The organism is Prauserella shujinwangii (genome assembly GCF_003001955.1).
In the GTDB taxonomy this organism is placed as follows: Bacteria; Actinomycetota; Actinomycetes; order Mycobacteriales; family Pseudonocardiaceae; genus Qaidamihabitans; species Qaidamihabitans shujinwangii.
Genome location: NZ_PVNH01000005.1, coordinates 320,023 through 336,383, shown reverse-complemented (window position 1 = coordinate 336,383; position 16,361 = coordinate 320,023). Strand labels below are relative to the sequence as shown.

Sequence of the window (16,361 nt, the reverse complement as noted above, 5' to 3'; positions counted from 1 at the left end):
CTGCTTTCGCGGCCACGGGTTGCGGCTACCCGGTCCTGTTCCAGCCAATCAACCGCATGTTCGGATCAGGCGAACGAGCGTGGAGTGCATCGTGGACTCGCAGCACGCCGGCGAGTCCGCACAGCGTGACCACCCTGCGCACGTGCCTGCCGGCGATCAGGTGCAAGGCCGTGCCACCGCGGGCGGCGGACTGGTGACCACGCACCAGGACGTTCAGTCCCGCGGCGCCCATGAACTCGACTCCGGCCAGGTCGACGACCAGCACCGCGGGCCGCCGGACCAGCACCTCGTCGAGCCGGGCGGCCAGCAGCGGCGCCGAGCCCAGATCGATCTCGCCTGCCGCCTCGAGTACGGCGGTGCCGGAATCCACGCGACGAACGGCCGGGCTCAGAAGATCGGAGTTCTCGTTCGCCGGATACACGATCTGCCTCCTCCCTGTACTGGGCGAGGGAGACGAGGCAGCGAACGGCAACCCGTGCACCCCGCCCCTGGCGCGAGGTCGCGGCTGCCTGACTGAACCGCGCACTCATCGTAACGAAGACACTCCATCGTGTCTCAGTGCCGCCGGGGCCTCAGCGCGGCGCGTACATGATGATGGCGACGCCGACCAGGCAGACCGCCGCTCCGAGGTAGTCCCATCGGTCGGGCCGGAACCCGTCGACGACCATTCCCCAGGCCAGTGACCCCGCGACGAACACCCCGCCGTACGCCGCGAGGATCCGCCCGAAGTGCGGATCGGGCTGCAGGGTCGCCACGAACCCGTACGCGCCGAGCGCGAGGACGCCCGCGCCGATCCACAGCACGCCGCGGTGCTCCCGCACGCCCTGCCAGACCAGCCAGGCCCCACCGATCTCGGCGAGCGCGGCCAGCACGAACAACGACACGGAACGCAGGACCGTCATGACCGCGCACTGTAAGTGGCGACCCGATGCCACGCTGCCGCCACCTCCCGCGCGGAGCCAGGCGGATCTCGTGTGGACGGTCACGCGACGAACCCGTCGGTCGTCAACCGGGCACACCGCGTGAGCTACCGCCTCCGGGACCGACGACGGGACCGGCCGGCGACCGCTGTCCACAGTGGTCGACAGGCCGCACCGATCCCGAAACGTCCGAGCAAGCCGGAACGGGCTCGCCTCATCGCACGCACACCGCCGCCGGACACGCGAGAGGCACCGGATCAGTAGAGCGGTTCCTCGGGCGCCGGCGTGCCGCGCTCGTGCGCCTCCCGGGTGAGGTGGCAGCCGGTGCTGAGGCTGACGACGGTGTTCTCGGCCGTTCCGAAGATCAGCTCCGCTCCGTACCGATCGCGGAAGGCGACCTCGTGGTCACCGGGCCGGTCGACCACGACGTCCTGCCGGTCGAAACCCCGCTCGGCGGCGAGGTCGCCGACCAGTCGCAGCGCGCGGGGCCAGGTGTCGTCGTCGATCGGCGTCGGTGAGGCGCCGAACCGGTAGCGGCGGACCTCCGCCTCCGGTACCGCCGAGAACTCTCCAGGGCAGGCCGAGCCGCTGACCGGTTCGTCGCCGTCGTCGGGGAAAGGCTCGATCCCGATCTCCCGGACGAGTCCGGACTGGATCCGCTCGACCATCGCGAGGTAGTCCGCCTGTACCCGTTCGATGTCGGGGCGCCGCAGCAACTCGGCGAAGTGAGCGTTCACGTCTCCGTCCTTCGACTGGTCAGGACCACAACCGGACACCAGCAGTGCCGCGGCGCAGGTCACGGCGGTCACGGCCGCGCGAATGGTCATCAGTAGGTCCCCGGGATCGGCCACGAGCCGATGTCGCCGATGCCACGGTTTTCTCCCTGGACCACGCGGTCCGGCATCCCGCCGACGATCACGCTCATGTTGTACTGGCTGGTGCTGCCATCGTCCAGGTAGGCCGAGTGGCCGGTCACACCGGCCAGCACCCGCCCGTCCTCGGGGTGCCGGGCTTCGCCGGACTCGGCGTGCCGCATGCCGTCGAGGTGACTGGGGTCAATGCCGAACGCTCCGAGGTCGCCCACGACGTCGTTCTTGGCCTCGATATAGGTCGCGTGGCCGTCCGGAACGGCGAGGTCCTCGATCCGCCCCGTGCCGATTCCCGGCGAACCGAAGAACACCGCGTCGTCCACCCCGGTGTTCTGCTGCAACGCGAATCCCGTCGTGGTGGACCCGTAGGAATGGCCGAGCGCGGTGAGGTGCGCGTCCGCGTCCCGTGCCGTGTCGATTCCCTGGAGGAACGGGGTGAGCTTCTCCGCACCGGCCCGCGCGGCGTCGTCGAAGAGGACGGAGTCGTCGCCGAGGTAGCTGCCCAGGGTGTTCTGCGGCGCCTGGTACCCGATCCAGGTGACGGTGGCGACCGAACCGCCGTCGCCGTATCGCTTGAGCTCGTCGGTCGCCCGGTGCTGCAACTGGTCCATGGCGGAGTCGTACTTCGCCATGCTGTCGGGCACGTTCGACGTCAGGCCCGGGGTGAACACGGCGACGTGGTCCGCGGTGTCCACGTTGCCTGTGGCGATGGCGGCCTCCGCCCGTTCCGGCGTGGTGTCGAACAGCACGAGCTGACGCTCCCCCGGCCTGGTCAGTGTCCGCTCGATGGCGCGGATCGCCTCCAGCTTCTCCTCGACCTGGTCGAGGCGGGCGTCGGCGTTCGTGAAGAGCCCGCCGAACACGTTGTCGTCCAGGTCCGCCCGCAGCCGCCTGGCCTCCTCCTGCAGCCGCGCCTTCTCGGTGACCAGCCGTGCCCGGTTGGCTTCGTCCCGCGCCGCGAACGGGACGCCGTCGCGGTTGCCGATCCACTCTGGGTGCTGCCGGATGACCCACCGTTGCTCGGTCTTGGACAGGCTGTCCCACCAGCCGGCGTTGTCGCCGGGTGTGCCCTTTCCCGCGGGTGGCTCGGTAATCGAGAGCGAAACCTGGGTCGCACCGGCTTCGGCCGCCGCTGAGAGGGTCGTGGCGCCGCCGTCACCGACATCGCCGTTCGCCACCCTGTCGAGCACGGTCGCCAGATCGCTGTCGATGTCGTCGGCCCTGCGGATGATCTGCTCGACCCGGTCGACGAGCTCGGCCCGCAGCCGTTGCCGTTCCCGCTGGACCTCGTCGACCTGCCCGGCCGGAACGGCACGAGGTGGCGCGGCGTCGCGGACGGTGCCGTCCTCGGCCAGGGCGAAGCCGTTGGCGCTCGCCAGCTCGACCGCCTCCGTGACGGCGTGCCGCAGCCCGATCACCGCATCGGCCGCGTTCATCAACGCGGTGCGTGCGGCCGACGTGCCCGCGACAAGTCGTTCCATCCGGTCGGTGAGCCGCGTGCGCCGGGCCCCTGCGGCGTCCGCGGCGGGGCCGGTCCAGCTCTCCGGGATCGCCATGTCGGCGAACTCGTCCGCCAGGGCGAGGAGCCGCTCACACCGCGACTTCAGCTGCTGCTCCGCCTCGTCGAGCGGCTCCGGCCGCCAGCGGCGCACGTCACCGAACGCGACCATTCACTCCGCCCTCCCGCGCCCGGTGCCCGCACCCAGGTCCTCGGCGACCTGGTCGTCGTCCCGGCGGTAGCTGTCGGCGGCCACGTCGAGCCCGTCGGCGAACCGCTGGGCTCGGCGAACCCAGTCGTCCAGGTCCGCTCGCCAGGCGTCGCCCAGCGTCTCGAACGAGCGGACGCTCCGTGCTCCCGGCATCGCCTCACCCGCACCGGCCAGGGCGGCGGCGAGGTCGACGCCCGTCACCTGCTCGGCCGCGGATCGCGAAGCGGACGCGGCGGAGCGCAACTCACCGAGCCGTGCCGTGTAGCCGTTCATGCCCCTGTCGACGCACCGGGCGCCGCATCCGTTCCCCACCAGGCAGTTCGTCCGCCGCACACGTCTTCGGAAAAAAATTCCGACGCCGTGTCGATCCCCGCCTCCACTCGTTCGACCTTGGGGCGAGAGGGTCGGAGAAGGACCCGGAAACACTGAGGGAGACTCACACCATGAAGTACATGCTGATCATGCGCGCCACCGACGAGGCCTTCGCGAACATGGGGAACGTCGACTTCAACGAGATGATCGAGACCGTCGGCAAGTACAACCAGGAGCTGATCCGGGCCGGCGTGCTGGTCGCCGCGGAAGGGCTCGCCGACGCGTCCGAGGGCGTGGTCGTCGACCACTCGTCGGAGACGCCGGTGGTCACCGACGGCCCCTACGGCGAGACCAAGGAGCTGTTCGGCGGCTTCTACATCCTCAACGTCTCCTCGAAGGAGGAGGCCGTCGAGTGGGCGAAGCGTTCGCCGATCACCGGCCCCGGCTTCAAGACGGAGATCCGCCGGGTCACCACGATCGACGAGTTTCCCCAGGACAACGAGTGGATCCAGAAGGAGCGGGCGTGGCGGGAAGCCACCGGCCAGCTCTGATCGGGTGATGCGGAGATGACCGACCCCACCGGCCGGGAGGCCGTCGCCGCGGTCTGGCGGATCGAGTCCGCGCGGATCGTCGGTGCGCTCGCGCGGTACACCAGTGACTTCGCGCTGGCCGAGGACCTGGCCCAGGAGGCACTGGCGGAGGCCCTCGTGACCTGGCCGAGGGAAGGTGTGCCGCGCAACCCGGCCGGGTGGTTGCTCACGGTCGGCAGGCGCCGCGCGATCGACGCGTTCCGCAGGCGCTCCGCCCTCGACGAGAGGTACGCCGCCCTTGCCCGCGACCTGGGCGAGGGCGGCGTCCTCTCGGGGAGCGCGCCGGCCGCTCCGGCCGGGGACACCGAGGACGTGCTGTGGGACCCGGATCAGATCGACGACGACGTGCTCGCGTTGATGTTCGTCTCCTGCCATCCGGTGCTGTCGCGGGAGGCACGGGTGGCACTCACCCTTCGCGTGGTCGGCGGTCTGACGAGCGACGAGATCGCCAAGGCGTTCCTCGTCCCGACCGCGACCGTGCAGGCCCGGATCACCAGGGCGAAGAAGACCCTCGGGGCGGCCAAGGTGCCGTTCGCGGTACCCACGGCCGAGGAGCGGAAGGCCCGGCTCGGCTCGGTGCTCAACGTGGTCTACCTGATCTTCACCGAAGGGTCCTCGGCCAGCTCGGGTGAGGATCTGCTGCGGTTCGACCTCGCGGGCGAGGCGCAACGGCTCGCGCGGGTGCTGGCCCGGCTGGTGCCGGACGAGCCCGAGGTCCACGGCCTGCTCGCGCTGCTCGAGCTGACCGCGGCGCGCTTCCCCGCCCGCATCGGGCCGGACGGGGAGCCGGTGCTGCTGGAGCACCAGGACCGCCGCCGCTGGGACCGGTCCGCGATCCGCCGGGGCCGGGCCGCCCTCGCCCACGCCGAGCGGATGGGCCGGGGCCTCGGCGCGTACGGCCTGCAGGCGGCGATCGCCGAATGTCACGCCGTCGCCCCGTCCGTCGAGGCGACGAACTGGGACCGGATCGTGTTGCTCTACGAGGCGCTCGGCAGGCTCGCGCCGTCACCGGTGGTCGACCTCAACCGCGCGGTGGCGGTCTCCATGGCCCAGGGACCTGCTGCCGCGCTGCCGATCGTGGACGAGCTGGTGACGAGCGACGCGCTGGCGCAGTCGCATCTGCTGCCGAGCGTTCGCGGGGAACTGCTCGTCCGGCTGGGCCGCACCGACGAGGCCCGCGGCGAGCTGGAACGCGCCGCGGAGCTGTGCCGCAACGAGCGCGAGCGATCGGTGCTGGAGCGCAAGCTCGCCGATCTCGGCTGAGCGGGTCAACCGGACCGCGGTGCCCAGGCTTGCCCCGGTCGCGTTGCCGTCCGGATCGCGGTAGATCGCCTTTCGCGCGCCGTTGTCGTAGGCCTCCCGCTCGTGCGGTTGTACACCCACCGACCCTCCGCCAGTTCCCACACCGCTCCGTCTCGGTGGCCTGGAACGAGGCCGGACGGCCGAAGAACCGCTCGTACCAGGGCACGGCGGCGGACGTTAACAGGGCCGTGCCGTCAGGTCGTGCGGAAACGGATCGTTGGACTTACCAACGAGCGTGGTAATGTTGGTGTCACCAACGTTTTTCGCCGTGGAGTTGAGACCATGATCAAGCCGTTCCGCATCGACATCCCCCAGGCCGACCTCGACGACCTGAACGACCGGCTCACCCGCACCCGCTGGCCCAACGAGGTCGCCGACGCCGGATGGGACTACGGCTTCCCACTGGCGCGGCTCAAGGAGCTGGCCGAGTACTGGCGCACCGGCTACGACTGGCGCGCGCACGAGGCCGAGCTCAACGAGCTGCCGCACTTCACCACCGAGATCGACGGCCAGAACATCCACTTCGTCCACGTCCGGTCCGCGAAACCGGACGCGCTCGCGCTGGTCCTCACCCACGGCTGGCCCGGTTCGTTCCTGGAGTTCCTCGACGTGATCGAGCCGCTTTCGCGCGACTTCCACCTGGTCATCCCGTCCATCCCGGGCTACGGCTTCTCCGGGCCGACCCACGAGCGCGGCTGGGACATCGTCCGGATCGCACGGGCCTGGGCCGAGCTGATGCGCCGCCTCGGGTACGAACGCTACGGCGCGCAGGGCGGCGACTTCGGCTCGGGCATCTCGATGGCGCTCGGCGCGGTGGCACCCGAGCAGGTCGTCGGAGTGCACGTCAACTACCTGCCGACCCGGCCGGTCCCGGACGCCGACATCGCACTGTCCGAAGCGGACGAAGCGCGGCTGGACAAGGTCAGGCAGCTGATGGCGAACCGCCCACCGTACCAGGCTCTGCAGGCCGCCACCCCGCAGACCATCGGCTACGCGCTGACCGACTCACCGGTCGGCCAGCTGGCGTGGATCGCCGAGCGCTTCGCGCAGTGGACGGATCCCCGCACGCCGATCGACGACGAGCGGATGCTCACCGACATCTCGCTGTACTGGCTGACCGCCACGGCGGCCTCCTCGGCACGGCTGCACCACGACGCTCCGCGGCGGATCGAACCGTGCCCGGTACCGATCGGCGTGGCGGTACTCCCGCACGACATCACGCAGTCGGTGAGACCACTGGCCGAGCGGCTGTACGACGTCAGGCACTGGTCGGAGTTCGAACGCGGCGGCCACTTCGCCGCGATGGAGGTGCCGGACCTGCTCGCCGAGCACGTGCGCGACTTCTTCCTCACCCGCGTGGCGAGCGACTGACCCGGAGTACGGCGTATCAGTGCCCGCGCGACTGGCCGAGACGCGGCGCCGCCGCGCGCGCGACCGCGTACGCGGGCTCGCGAACTCTCGACAACGCCGGTGGCCAGGTGAGCCCCGGGAGAGGATGACGCACCGGGTCGAAGCGGATCGCCTGGTCCGGCGCGGGGAACCTGTGTCCGGCTATGTCCACCGTCGCGAACTCCCTCCACCGGCCGACCGGCGAGGCGGCGAGTAACCGGAACGTGGTGTCGCCAGCCACCGCGGCCATCGGCACGGCGGCGAGCAGCACCAGCCCTCGCGGCGCCCGGTAGGGCAGGAGGGAGCCGTACGGCACCGCGAACAGGTGGCGGCGAGGCAGCAGTACGAACCGAGCTCCCGGCCGCAGGCCCGTGGTGGCGAGCAGGAGATCGTGGCGGTCGCCGGCGGGCCCGTTGAACGTGAGAGCGAGGCCGAGCACGTCAGGCAACGGCCGGGGCAGGCCGGCAGCCCGCGAGAAGCGGACGAGAGCATGGTGCTCGCCCGGAGCGTCCAGCCACTCCGCACCCCACGGCTCGGAAGAGCCGGTCCGGCGAAGCACCGCGTCGTACACCCTGCCCCGTGGGTGCAGCGGCTTGCCATGCCTCAACCGGGCGACCGTCCCGAAAACGCCGCCCAGTGCCGCGCCCGCGGCGGCGGAAACCTCCACCTCCCACTGGTACCCGCCTGGTCAGCCACTACACGCGATGTCGACGTCTCTCGGCTCGGCCGATCGACTCCATGAAACTGCCCGCACGCGTCGACGATTCGAGCGAGAGCCGCTCTGCCGTCGAGAAAGATCTGGCTACCGCCACTGGCTTCCGTCACTCCACGAAGGCGAAGCGACTTGCCGCGAGATCACCAGTTCAGCCTGGGTGGAGCTGAGGGGAATCGAACCCCTGACCTCCGCCTTGCAAATGCGCCGCTGCCACCCGAACTGCCCGAATAGTGCTGGCCGGAGCGGTGGTGCCGTTGTCTACTCCGGCGGATTTGCACTCGACTGACTGTGTTTCGCACCCATGTTGGGTCCCATCCCGTGTGGCTGGGACATGCGTCCATCACGGCTGTTGCCTAGATCGGCGACCTTGACGCGGCTCCACGCGCGCCGGCAATTTCCGGTAGTTGGCTAGCCACTTGTCGCCGGGTCAGCGCGGCTCCAGTCGTCGCCGTTCGGGTAGATGACGCTGATACCGAGCTCGTGCAGGTAGCGGAGGAGGTCGGGGCGGGGCCGTGACGGCAGGAGGACTGCGAGGGTGTTGGCGTCGGCGAAGCGGCGGTAGTCCAGCAGTTGTCCGACCGCGAACCGGAGGCTGTCGCGGGTGACGGTGCCTTTGGCTTCGATCAACTCCTTGTCAGTCTCGTCCCAGAGGTCGGTGTAGAGCGGGCGGGACTCCCCTGGCGGTACGAGACGGAGCCGGTCAACGTCGTGTCCGCGGCGGTGAAGGTAGAGGCGGTAGCGGCGGACCAGGCTGGCTTCCCGTCGCTCGAGTTCATACGGCTCGCGGTCAGGGCTGACAAAGGACCGTTCGGTGTGCTGTTCTTCGACAGGCACGCGGTCCACACGGGGCTGCGACTGCGGGCTGATCGGCAGACTGGGCAGCTCCACCGGCACATCCGCAGCCGGACGGAGCTTAAACACCACGACCTGACGCAGCGTGTCTGGATCGCCGGTCTCGTGGGCATCGGTGAAATAGTGCTCAACCAGGGCGAACTCGCCGAGATAGGTCACGGTCGTCCCGTCGGCAACGAAGCCTTCCAGTGACCGACCATCGTCCTGGTGGTTGAGGATGGCCTTGTTGCCTTGGGTGAGCTGCTGGTCGCCGCGCTGGCCTTCCCCGACGTAGTGGAAGTAGCCCTCACTGTCCCAGCCGTCGTAGTAGCCGTGCTGATGCCCCTTGGCCGGATCGGTGAAGAACAACACCACCGGCGCCTTCGTCGAGGGCCCGATACCGCCCTGCTGCCGCCCTCCGAAGCGCTCGTGCACCTCACGCCGCCGAAGCCGGTCACCCGCCTGTAGTCCAGCCAGCATTCGTACCCCCATGTTTAGGTGTCCAATTTACCCTAAAATGGGCGGCGTAGCTGGTCGTCGCGGAGTTGTGTCCGCGACGGACGATCCCCGACTCGGGTTCAATCGGGCTTCGGTGCGGACCGCCGTGGGCCCGTGCTACCACTTGTTCCTGTGACCGTGGCATCCTTCAACTACCGCCCCGTGGGGCAGGTCCATGTCTCCTTCGAGGAGGCCCGCCTGTCGCCCGGCACGGCCAATCACCGCCTGGTCCTGCCGGTCAACGTCACCAGTACCTGGCTGGACGCCCAAGATCCCGAGAGGAACGCTCAGACACTTGTCACCGGGGGCGTCTGGACCGATCGGCCGTCCTTCCGCTGGCTGACAGGCCTAGAACCTCAGGTCATAACCCTCCACGGCTACGCGACGCGCGAGGAACTGGTCCTTTCGCTCACCGACGATCAGCTAACCACCCTGGAGCGTGCCCGAGGCTTGGACGACGTTGCCTTGCGCCTCAAGCTTCAAAGCACGCTGCTGACGCCACTGGCCGACGCCTACCCCGTGGCGAACGAGGAGGTGTCGATCCGCATCTCCCGCGGCCGCTGGCTTGAACTGCTGGACCAGGCGGGCACGGAAGTCAGCCTGCTTATCCGGGTACCTGGCCCGCTGACTGACTCAGCGCTCACGCCGCCACCAGCCGCCTCCGACGAAGACGCAGCCTCGCTGGCGCAAGCTGCTGCTCGGCTGCGCCAGGCGCGGGCCGAGTTCCACGACCAGCAGTGGGAACATTGCGTGGCCACCTGCCGGAGGGTGCTGGAGAACGTTTCCCGGCTGGTGTCGCTGCCCTCTGCCAAGAGCATTTCCGCTCTTCCGGTCGACAAGCGCACCCAGGACCAGCGCTGGGCAGCGATCTACCACAGTGTCAAAGGCATGACCAACGCCGCCCACCACGACGACACCACCACAGACGGCTTCACGTGGCGCCGCATCGACGCCGAAGCAATCTTGGCAGCGACCGCTGGGCTACTGGGGCGATACACGCAGAGCTGAGAGTTGCGGCGCATGGTAGCCGCCTCTCGTGTAACGCGCGCCCGCTCCGCAAGTGGGCCGGCACCAGACCTGTCGTCTCGGGGACGGGCCAGCTAGTCCCTGGCCCGTCCCCTTGGCGGTGGTGGTCACTTGGTGGTTCCGCACTTGCAGCAGATCCAGTGGCCGTTGCGGTAGTGCATGTAGCAGCCTTCGGGGCACATGGCGGTTCACCTCCCGTCTCGCTGCGGTGGTGGGCGAGCTGGGGTGCTCAGCGCTGGTCGAGTTCGGTGGCGCGGTGCTGTTGGTAGGCGGCTTCGGCGCATTGCGCCGAGCAGGTGGTCGCGCTGTCGGGCAGGTCGGCGAGGCTGCCGCCGCAGCTTTCGCACGGTCTGGTGTTGGCCATCGGTGTCACCTCCTGTCGGTGTTGTGGGGTCGCAGGCCGGTGCCGAGGAGCAGGTCGTGGAGGGCGTGGTCCCGCAGCTGGTTTAGGGCGTGCTCGACGTGGTCCAGGGCGCGGAGGAGTTCGGCGGCGGCGTCGGGGCGGAGGCGTCCGCAGCGGGTGTAGTGGAAGGTGTCTTCGGTGGCTTCCAGTACCGCGGCGGCGAGTGCGACCGCATGGGTGCGGCTGAGCCGCACTGGGTGCGGCCCGGGCCGGGTCGACTCGTAGTTGGTGTCGATCTCGACCAGTTCGCGGTCGCCGTAGGTGTCGGCGTGGATGTCGCTGTCGACGTGCTCGCTCTCGCGCTCGCCAGCGGGGTCGTGGCTGGTGACCGCTTCGACGGTGACCGTGTTGGCCAGCTCGTCGGGGTGGCTGCTGTCGCCGTCGAAGCTGGCCCGGAACGCCTGCGGCGGCTGGGTGAAGTCCGGGAACTGCTGGTTCATGACCGGGTCCTTTCCTGCGGAAGTGGACAAGGGAAGGGGTCGGTGGTTCTGCTGGCCCCGTCTGTGGGTGGCGGGCTCCCCCGCCACCGCTTGAGCGCCGCCGCGCGGCCCGCGAGGCTCGCCGTCAAGGGGCTTTGAGGCCGGGAAGTTTTGGATCGAGCGCAGCGGCCCGAAGGGACGATCCAAAAGTTCTCGGCCGTCCCCTTGACGGGGAGCAGGGCCGTGCCAAGCTCAGGGGCCAGCAGAACCGGCCGCCGCAGGCGGCTCCACCTGTGGTCTTGGCCTGCGCGGCCTTGAGCGCGAACTCCGCCACCCGCGGGCCGGCGGCCGCGTGATTGGTGGCTGGGAACTGTCGGTGGTGCGTGTGACCCTGGATGGCGTGGAGGTGACCGCGGCGGATATCGCCCGGATCCCGCGTACCAATCTGCGGGTTCCGGTGGAGGAGTTCGCCCAGGTGTGGGTCGAGGCCGGCCGCCGCAGCGCAGGCGGTGACTGGTATGCCGCGGGTGTGGCGATGACCTGCCGCTGGATGGCGCGGGGCACCGTGGAGCTCAACGGTCGGCATACGCCGGTGTGGGCCCCGGTCACCAACCGTTCCGCCCGTGCGTATGAGGAACTGATCGAGGCGGAGCTGCTGGCGGCGGAGAAGTTGGCCTTGCGGCGGCCGGTGCCGGCGTGGCTGGCGGCACGGCCGGGTTGGTGTGAGGCGGTGTGCGCGACGCTGCGGTGGGCGTGGCGTCGCAGCGGGCCGCCTCCCGTGCCGCTGCCCGACACCGCGACGCACTGACTCATTGATCCCGCGGGCGCCCATCACAGTCCCCCGATGCCCAGGGCGTCCTGCTCGGTCGCGGCCTCGATGTCGGTGGCGGCTTCGGCGGCCTGATCCTCGGCGTGCCAGCGGGCGAGTTGGGCGGCGTGGGCTTCGTCTGCTTCGCGGGCGTGCTCGGCGGCCTGGCGCGCGGCGACCTCGGCGAGCGCCCGCTGTGCGCGCTCGACCGTGTCCGCGGTCTCGTCGGCCGAGGGCACACGCACGACGTCTTCCTCGACCTGGTCGGGCTCGTCGACTGCCACGTCCCGCACGTCGGGCACGGCCGTTTCCACCTGCGGCCCGTACTCGGCTTCGGCTTCGGTTTCGGTGGCGGCGGTGGTGTCGGCCTCGCGTTGCTGCTCGATGTCGGCGAGCTCGTGCTCGGCGGTGATCTCGCGGTGGGGATCTTCGGCTGCGGTGGCCTCGCGGTGCGCGGCGAGCCATTCCTCGGCGGTGACGGTTTCCTCGGTGGTCTGGTCGTCGGCGTGCCGGGCGGCCAGCTCGGTGGCGGCCCGGTCGGCCGCCGCGCGGGTGGCGGCGGTGTGCGCCAGCCACTGGCCGCGGGCCTGCTCGGCGAGTTCGAGCTCGGCGACGCGGGCTTCGAGCGTGTCGGCCAGGGCGGCGGCGTGGTCGGCCTGCTGCCGCAGCTCGGCCCGCTGCTCCGGGTCGGTGGCGGCGTCGGCCTCGGCGGCACGCAACGCGGCGGTGTGGCGGTGTTGTTCGGCGGTCTGGCGGGTGCCGGCGAGCTCGTTGGCGACGTAGCGCGGGGCCCAGGTGTTTTCGCGTTCGGCCGCGCGGACGCGCATGCGGAGCTGGCCGTCACTCATCTCCAGCTCGTCGCGGTCGGCCTCCGGTCGGCCCAAGGCGCGCCAGGCGGTGCGCCAGGAGGCGTAGGTCTCGACCTGTCCGGCCTTGGGCGGGTTGCCGAGGGCTTCGGTGGGGTCGTCGTAGCCGGTCAGCTCGCGGTGCGCGGCGACCGCCCCGACCTTACTGATCCACTGGGCGGCCTGTTCCGGATCGTCCGGGCACGGGCCGAACGCTTCGAGCGCCCACGGCTCGGGGGCCGCGGCCTGCTGCTGGCCGAGCTCGCGCTGGCGCTGGTCGGCGGCATCGGCCAGGGATTGGAGGTAGGTGCGCCATTCGGGGTCGTCGACCTGGGGCACGCGGTCGGTGTAGCTGTCGGTGGTGGGATCCAGGCGGCGCAGGCTGGTGATGCGGTGCCGCAGCACGCTGGTGAGCTGCCGGGCGCCCTCGAGGGGTTGCTCGGTCACGGCCGCCCGCAGCACCTGCTGCGGGTCGTGGCCGGCGAGTTCGGCGCGGCGCAGCACGCGGGTGAGGGTGGTGGCGCCGTCCTCGGCGGCCAGCCGGGCGCGTTGTTCCGAGGTGAGCAGGCCGTCGGTGGTGAGCTGGTCGAGCCAGGTGGCGGTGCGGCCGGCGGTGGCCAGCTCGACGGCGTCGGCGAACAGCTCGGCCGGGGTGCGCACCGAGCCCATGTCGGCGGCCGACTCGGTGGCGGTCGCGAGCGCGGAGCGGGTGGGGTCGGCGGTCTCCAGGGTGGTGGCGAGCACGGCGGCGGGGTTGCGGTGCACGGCTTCGGTGACGGTGCCGGGCTCGGCGTCGGCGGGCACGGCGAGGGTGACGACGTGGGCGGTGTTGTTCTCCCGCCCGCGGGACAGGCCGACGTAGAGGGCTTCGGCACCGGTCTGGCTGGTGGCGATGGTGTGGCTGGTGTCCACCGTGAGCCCTTGGGCGGCGTGCACGGTGGAGGCGTAGCCCAGCGCGACGTGCTCGGCCACGTACGCGGCGGGCAGCTCCATCCGCTCCCCCAGTTGTTCGCCGTCGGGGCCGCGGCCGAGGATCGGGGCGACGGTGAGGCCGCCGTCGTCGCGGGTGGCGAGCACCCGGTAGTGCTCGCGGTTGATCGGGCCCCGCCGGTTGCCCTGGTAGCCAGCCAGGTCCCAGGCGTTGCGGCGGGCCTGGATTAGGTCGCCGACCCCGGCGTAGGTGCCCTGCAACCCCAGCGGCACACCCCGCTCGGCGACCTGGCCGAGGCGGACCAGTTCGGCGCGGATGTCGGCCGAGAGGCGGGCGGCTTGCTCGTTGGTGTCGACCAGCAGCAGGGACCGGCGCCCGGCGAGGGTGTCACCCAGCCACGCCCGCACCGCGGCCTGCTCGGTCTGCTCCAGCGCGCCGCCGTCGCGCAACCGGCCGTGCCGGTGGTACTCGCCCAACACCGACTCGTCCCCGGCTCGCAGTCGCAGGGAGGCGGCGCGTTCCCACTCGGCGGTGAAACGGCGGGCATCGGCCAGTTCGTAGGACGCGCCGTGCTGGGCGAGCAGGTCCATGCCGCCGCCGGCGCCGACCGCGGCGAGCTGCCGGTGGTCACCGACCAGCAGCAGCTTCGCCCCGGCCGCGTCGGCGTGGCGGTGGATGGCGGCCAGGTCGGGGGTGTCGGTCATCGCCGACTCGTCCACGACGACCAGGTCCCCGGCGTGCAGGCGCCACGCCTCGTCGTCGGCGGCGGCGCGACCGGAGTTCAGCCGGTCCTGGGTGGCCAACCAGCGGGCCACGTTGCGGGCGGCCACCCCCTCACCGGCCAGGACCTCGGTGGCGATCTGGCTGGACGCCAACCCGACCACCGTGCGGGGCTGCTCATCACCCCAGCTGGCGGGGTCCTGCCAGGCCCGGGCCAGGGCGCCGACCACAAAGGACTTGCCGGTGCCCGCGGGGCCGATGAGCGATTCGACCCGGGCACCGGAGGTGAGCACGCCACGGACGGCGGCGGCCTGGTCTGCGCCCAGCTCGATACCGGTCTCGCGGAGCTGCTCCACGAACCGCTGCGCGGCGGTGGTGGTCACCGCGGCCGCGCCGCCCTCGACCGTGGCCGCGGTCAGCGCACGTTCGGTGTGCACGTGCTCCGGCGTGGCGTAGCGCTGCCCACCGGGTGCCTGATACGCGGAGCGGCCATCGGCCAGGCGCAGCCCGGCGGGCAGGGCGGCATCACCGGGCCGATCCGCATCCAACGGCACCGCCAGCTCCAGGCCCGCCTCGGTCAGCGTGTCCAGCAACCGGGCCACGTCGGCCCCGGCGGTGGTGCCGAGATGGTCGGGCAGGGCGTCGCTGATCGCCCGCGTGAGGTCGCCGCGCGTCCAGGCGGCCTTGCGCGCCTGCACGTCGGCCAGCGCGGTCTCCAGCACCGCCCGCGGCGACCACTCCTGCGGCTCGGGCTGCTTCCCGCCGAGCGCGAGCACGTCGCGGGCGACGGACTCCAGCCCACCGGCGATCTCGGCGCGCAACTGCCGGTCCCACCGCTCGAGGCGCTGCTCGACGGTCTCGCCGTCGTGGGACTTGGCGCGGCGGGTGGCGAAGGTCGCCTGCCGCGACAGCCGGTCCCGCTCCAAGCTGTTGGGGGCGCGGCCGAACTTGGCCTCGAACGCCTCCACCAACTCCCGCGTCTTGGCGGTGATCGCGCGGCGCCGGGAGGAGAACAGCTCCATCACCGGCGCGGGAATGCCCACGATCTCGCGGGCCTTGCCATCCGGGCGGGCCGCGAACGCCACGCCGAGGGCGCGGGTGAGGTGTTCCTCCATCGTGCGCTCACCCACCGCGGCGGCCGCACCGCGGAACTTGTGCATCGCCTTCGAGTCCAGCGTGCGCCACTTCCCGTCGGCGCCCTGGACGCGGTTGAGGATCGCGTTGTGGATGTGCAATTGCGGGTCGTGATCCCGGTTGTCGTGCTGAAAAAACGAGGCGATGGTCCAGTCGTGGGCGTCGATGTAGCGCCCGGCGGCCCCGCCGTGGTGCCCGACACGCGAGTAGCCCGCGTGCTGCGCGAGGTAGTCCAGCGCCGCCCGGTTCCCGGCCCAGATGGCGTCCTCGACCGCCCGGCGGTGCTCGGCCCACGCCGCGGCTGTGGTCTCGTCCCCCGCCGTCCGGGCCCGGACCTCCTGCGCCTCGAACGCCGTATGCAGCACCGTCACCGACTTCTGAACGCTGAACGTGGCGTCCAAAAAGGCCACATTTCGCTGCGCGCGCTTGCCCGCGTCCAGCCAGAGTTCCGCGCGGCGTTCAGGGCTGGCGTCCGGTTCGGCCGCCAGCATCTCGTCGTACCACTGCTGCTCCGTACGGTAGTTCCGTCCGGTGTGCCCGAGGGTGGACGCCTCATGCCACTGTTCGGGCGTCCGGAACGCCGGATCCCGCGGATCCAGAAACCGCTCGTACAGCGCGGTCATGTCCTGGTGATCCACCAACCCGTGCAGGCCCAGCGCCTCGGCGCCGCGGCCGTACCAGCGCCCCGGCGGCTCGCCCTCGGCCACCGCGCCGGTGTAGTAGTTCTCCCGCCCCGTCGCGACCGCGCCCAACAGGTAGTCCGCCCCGTGCCCGGTGGAGATCGTCAGCACCGCGACCACCCCGCCACAACCAGTCCACGACCCTTTTCAAGATCAACAATGGGAGGGCAGGCACGCCCCGCGGCCGCCAGGCCGCGAGCCCCACAGATCGTGATGCCTAGGTGTGTCCTTCTCTCGGGGCTCGTTGCTGGAGTGCTTGG

Annotated in this window: 15 protein-coding genes; 5 read left to right on the top strand and 10 right to left on the bottom strand. The window is 71.0% G+C overall.

What is annotated here, in order from left to right; genetic code table 11:
* Nucleotides 1–25: 25 nt before the first annotated feature.
* The 5 genes from B0I33_RS14330 to B0I33_RS14310 all read right to left on the bottom strand — a co-directional run bounded on the left by B0I33_RS14330 (nt 26) and on the right by B0I33_RS14310 (nt 3,771).
* On the bottom strand, nt 26–370 hold the full coding sequence (locus B0I33_RS14330) for an STAS domain-containing protein (RefSeq protein ID WP_181193288.1): 345 nt from the start codon (nt 368–370) through the stop codon (nt 26–28).
* A gap of 202 nt (nt 371–572) precedes the next feature.
* Nucleotides 573–902, bottom strand: a complete 330-nt coding sequence (locus B0I33_RS14325; protein WP_106179240.1) for a YnfA family protein — start codon at nt 900–902, stop codon at nt 573–575.
* A gap of 275 nt (nt 903–1,177) precedes the next feature.
* Nucleotides 1,178–1,747 carry an LppA family lipoprotein gene (locus tag B0I33_RS14320; RefSeq protein WP_245900677.1) on the bottom strand — a complete coding sequence of 190 codons (570 nt, stop codon included), beginning with the start codon at nt 1,745–1,747 and terminating at the stop codon, nt 1,178–1,180.
* Nucleotides 1,747–3,459: an alpha/beta hydrolase gene (locus B0I33_RS14315; RefSeq protein WP_106179239.1), complete on the bottom strand. Its 1,713-nt coding sequence runs from the start codon at nt 3,457–3,459 to the stop codon at nt 1,747–1,749. The genes B0I33_RS14320 and B0I33_RS14315 overlap by 1 nt, the downstream gene beginning before the upstream one ends.
* The gene (locus tag B0I33_RS14310; protein ID WP_106179238.1) at nt 3,460–3,771 is read right to left on the bottom strand and encodes a hypothetical protein; all 312 of its coding nucleotides are present in this window, start codon (nt 3,769–3,771) and stop codon (nt 3,460–3,462) included.
* 170 nt (nt 3,772–3,941) lie between these two features.
* Here B0I33_RS14310 and B0I33_RS14305 point away from each other — a divergent pair, with 170 nt between their 5' ends.
* The 3 genes from B0I33_RS14305 to B0I33_RS14290 all read left to right on the top strand — a co-directional run bounded on the left by B0I33_RS14305 (nt 3,942) and on the right by B0I33_RS14290 (nt 7,073).
* Nucleotides 3,942–4,361, top strand: a complete 420-nt coding sequence (locus tag B0I33_RS14305; protein WP_106179237.1) for a YciI family protein — start codon at nt 3,942–3,944, stop codon at nt 4,359–4,361.
* 15 nt (nt 4,362–4,376) lie between these two features.
* On the top strand, nt 4,377–5,663 hold the full coding sequence (locus tag B0I33_RS14300; protein ID WP_106179236.1) for an RNA polymerase sigma factor: 1,287 nt from the start codon (nt 4,377–4,379) through the stop codon (nt 5,661–5,663).
* Nucleotides 5,664–5,984: 321 nt separating this feature from the next.
* Nucleotides 5,985–7,073, top strand: a complete 1,089-nt coding sequence (locus B0I33_RS14290) for an epoxide hydrolase family protein (protein WP_106179235.1) — start codon at nt 5,985–5,987, stop codon at nt 7,071–7,073.
* A gap of 16 nt (nt 7,074–7,089) precedes the next feature.
* Here the strand turns inward: B0I33_RS14290 and B0I33_RS14285 are convergent, their stop codons facing one another.
* Both B0I33_RS14285 and B0I33_RS14280 read right to left on the bottom strand, forming a co-directional pair.
* Nucleotides 7,090–7,758 carry a hypothetical protein gene (locus B0I33_RS14285; RefSeq protein WP_106179234.1) on the bottom strand — a complete coding sequence of 223 codons (669 nt, stop codon included), beginning with the start codon at nt 7,756–7,758 and terminating at the stop codon, nt 7,090–7,092.
* A gap of 456 nt (nt 7,759–8,214) precedes the next feature.
* A complete protein-coding gene (locus tag B0I33_RS14280; protein ID WP_483878512.1) occupies nt 8,215–9,117 on the bottom strand; it encodes an SRA domain-containing endonuclease in 903 nt (300 codons plus the stop codon).
* A gap of 150 nt (nt 9,118–9,267) precedes the next feature.
* Between B0I33_RS14280 and B0I33_RS14275 the strand changes: the two genes are divergently transcribed.
* Entirely contained in the window at nt 9,268–10,143 is an 876-nt protein-coding gene (locus tag B0I33_RS14275; RefSeq protein ID WP_106179232.1) for a hypothetical protein, read from the top strand.
* A gap of 247 nt (nt 10,144–10,390) precedes the next feature.
* Here B0I33_RS14275 and B0I33_RS30710 read toward each other — a convergent pair whose 3' ends face one another.
* Nucleotides 10,391–10,525 (bottom strand): hypothetical protein, encoded by a 135-nt coding sequence (locus B0I33_RS30710; RefSeq protein WP_281259405.1) that lies wholly within the window; start codon nt 10,523–10,525, stop codon nt 10,391–10,393.
* A gap of 5 nt (nt 10,526–10,530) precedes the next feature.
* Nucleotides 10,531–11,004: a hypothetical protein gene (locus B0I33_RS14270; protein ID WP_106179231.1), complete on the bottom strand. Its 474-nt coding sequence runs from the start codon at nt 11,002–11,004 to the stop codon at nt 10,531–10,533.
* A gap of 379 nt (nt 11,005–11,383) precedes the next feature.
* Between B0I33_RS14270 and B0I33_RS14265 the strand changes: the two genes are divergently transcribed.
* The gene (locus B0I33_RS14265) at nt 11,384–11,791 is read left to right on the top strand and encodes a hypothetical protein (protein ID WP_146147497.1); all 408 of its coding nucleotides are present in this window, start codon (nt 11,384–11,386) and stop codon (nt 11,789–11,791) included.
* Between the two features lie 23 nt (nt 11,792–11,814).
* Here B0I33_RS14265 and mobF read toward each other — a convergent pair whose 3' ends face one another.
* Complete coding sequence (gene mobF / locus B0I33_RS14260) at nt 11,815–16,212, bottom strand: MobF family relaxase (RefSeq protein ID WP_245900674.1); 4,398 nt, start codon at nt 16,210–16,212, stop codon at nt 11,815–11,817.
* Nucleotides 16,213–16,361: the final 149 nt, after the last annotated feature.